Raw genomic sequence first — 2,271 nt, 5'->3', positions numbered from 1 at the left:
TGTGTCTAGCCATTGCAAACTCGTTTTTTTCTTGTGTTAGAACCTGAAGTCTACGAGTTTGCTCATATTTTTCAATATGTTAACGACAAAATGTCAACACACCCTAAAATTTAAAAAGTGACATGCAAAAAATTACTATTTATCATAACCCTCAATGCTCTAAATCAAGAGAAACCTTAGAAATACTGCACAGCAAAGGCCTCGACCCTATTATTATCGAATACCTTAAAACACCGCTTAATAGTGAACAGTTAAATAGATTAAGGTCGCACTTCACGCTAAACGATTTTGTACGCACCAATGAATCTGTTTTTACAGAGCTAGAATTATCACTGGATAATGAAACGCAAGTTTTACACGCCATGCAAAAAGAACCCATATTAATGCAACGCCCGATCGTCACTTATAAAGATAAGGCAATTATAGGACGACCGCCTGAGCAAGTTATGGAACTATTTGATTAATATTTAAGAACATTATGAAGAATAAAATTCTTATGTAGGTTGGTGCCAAACAAAGTGCAGCCCAACATCGTAGAAGTCGCTTCGCGCCATTGTTAGGCCTCGTAAACTCAGCACCAGCCTACATTTGCGCTAGGTTGTTCTTAACTTTATGACCGTGAAGGCTCACTCAGTGTTTGATTTTTTCTTTAGGAGCGCCAAACAGCCAATCAATACTTACATCAAGCTCATCGGCAATTTTTTGCATGGAGTTCGAATCAAATGCAACAATGCCATTTAATAAAGCTTCAATTTTAAATTTAGGCAATTTGAATAGTTTAGAACACACTTGAATCCGCTCTGTCATTAAGGCAGGAACACCAAGTTCATCAAGCTCTTTGTGCAAACGTTCAGTTAGTTTTTTATTTGACATGGTAGTCTCCTGTTGGCTTTTCATCATTGTAAAACAATGTAGCTTAAGGATTGATTAACGAATAAATTTTAGACACATTTTTATCTCCCTACTGCCAATTTAGCTTTTAAAATAATAAAATTAGTTTTTAATTAGCAAGGGTAGTGGTACTGTATTTATTAGAGTCTGTTGCCATTTCGCTAGACCGCGCCCAAATTGCTTAATTTTTAAGCGACGAAGCAGGGCATGCATCGAGTATGTGCGCACCAGAGCACAGAAAATCAACTCATTTTGGCCAAGATAGTAAAAAGGCCAATAGCCCCCAGAACAATTAATAAATAAAGGAGAACTTATCATGGATGAGCTAATAAGACAAAATGCCAAACTGAAAATTGAAAATGCCCACAAGTTAGAGTATAGACAAAGTACAAAAGAACGAATTCTCAGCGAGTATTTGCAAGGAATTAATCTTTTTTTAAAGATCACCAATAAAACTATTGATGACTTTAAAGCCCTGTCTAAGGCTTACTATTCCATTGCTACTATTTATTTTAATCGAAGTGAATATACAAAAGCGGCCCAAAGCTACCTAGATAGTATTCAACAATTACAAAAAACAGAATTAAATGATAATACTTATAGAACACTTACTGAACGCTATATTGATTTGGCTGACGCGTGTTATGAATCATTGAATCAACAGGGCGCTGATGAGTCAATGGCGAATGCAATAAAAGCATTTGGATTAATTAAAGAAAAAAATGCTCAAGAATTAGCAATTGGCAATCCCGACACTAATTTTAAGCAGTTTCATGATTATTATGAACGTGATCTATCAACCGCCTCCTATTTAAAATCGGTTAAATTTATAAATCATGGAATGTTGCTGGCAGAAAGACAACAAGAAAAAAACTTCTTGGCTCAATTTGAGGGCATTTCGATTAGTGAAACGAAACTAATAGATGATAGTATCGAACACATGTTAAAGCAATTATCTGTCTCAGAGCAACCACGCCGCTGTCATTTTTTAATCCCATATTAATAAATCAGGCACGCAGTGATGCAGATTATCGCAACGTAGCGATGCAGTTTTTACATCTGGCTCAAACTCATCTTAAAAACAACTTGATAAAGAATGTGGTTACAACCTATGCACAGGTAATTAATGCGCTAAATTCTATTCAAACACCTAACGAGCAGGATCAGCAAACCATCAAAAATCTAAAAGAACAAATCGTTTTTTTGAAAACAAAAACCGAGCGCACAGTAAGTTCATCGTCTTCCGCTTCCGCGTCAGCAAGCTTTTTTAGTCAATCACCGCCTGCGATGCGAAGCAATAGCGCAACACCTGTAGATGCAATGGATGAAGATGAAGAAGCAGAAATAAACTACATGGCAAACTGAACCTGGTAAATAGCC

General features: G+C 36.3%; 4 protein-coding genes. 3 read left to right on the top strand and 1 reads right to left on the bottom strand.

The window, feature by feature from the left end; all coding sequences use genetic code 11:
• The first annotated feature begins 122 nt into the window (after positions 1-122).
• On the top strand, positions 123-464 hold the full coding sequence (gene arsC / locus LDG_RS02940) for an arsenate reductase (glutaredoxin) (protein ID WP_006869636.1): 342 nt from the start codon (positions 123-125) through the stop codon (positions 462-464).
• 166 nt (positions 465-630) lie between these two features.
• On the opposite strand, the gene LDG_RS02935 is transcribed toward arsC, so the two are convergent.
• Positions 631-873: a hypothetical protein gene (locus LDG_RS02935; protein WP_006869635.1), complete on the bottom strand. Its 243-nt coding sequence runs from the start codon at positions 871-873 to the stop codon at positions 631-633.
• Between the two features lie 334 nt (positions 874-1,207).
• Between LDG_RS02935 and LDG_RS02925 the strand changes: the two genes are divergently transcribed.
• Both LDG_RS02925 and LDG_RS18330 read left to right on the top strand, forming a co-directional pair.
• Positions 1,208-1,894, top strand: coding sequence for a hypothetical protein (locus LDG_RS02925; protein ID WP_006869634.1), 687 nt, complete (start codon positions 1,208-1,210; stop codon positions 1,892-1,894).
• A 41-nt stretch (positions 1,895-1,935) separates the two neighbouring features.
• Positions 1,936-2,256 carry a hypothetical protein gene (locus LDG_RS18330; protein WP_006869633.1) on the top strand — a complete coding sequence of 107 codons (321 nt, stop codon included), beginning with the start codon at positions 1,936-1,938 and terminating at the stop codon, positions 2,254-2,256.
• The last annotated feature ends 15 nt before the right edge of the window (positions 2,257-2,271 follow it).

This window comes from Legionella drancourtii LLAP12, from assembly GCF_000162755.2.
Taxonomy (GTDB): Bacteria; Pseudomonadota; Gammaproteobacteria; order Legionellales; family Legionellaceae; genus Legionella; species Legionella drancourtii.
This window is presented reverse-complemented; position numbering and strand designations above follow the sequence as displayed.

What these genes read in the sequence shown, in the direction of transcription:
- arsC (WP_006869636.1), top strand. Translation starts at nt 123, where the DNA reads ATGCAAAAAATTACTATTTATCATAACCCTCAATGCTCTAAATCAAGA.
- LDG_RS02935 (WP_006869635.1), bottom strand. Translation starts at nt 873, where the DNA reads ATGTCAAATAAAAAACTAACTGAACGTTTGCACAAAGAGCTTGATGAA.
- LDG_RS02925 (WP_006869634.1), top strand. Translation starts at nt 1,208, where the DNA reads ATGGATGAGCTAATAAGACAAAATGCCAAACTGAAAATTGAAAATGCC.
- LDG_RS18330 (WP_006869633.1), top strand. Translation starts at nt 1,936, where the DNA reads ATGCAGTTTTTACATCTGGCTCAAACTCATCTTAAAAACAACTTGATA.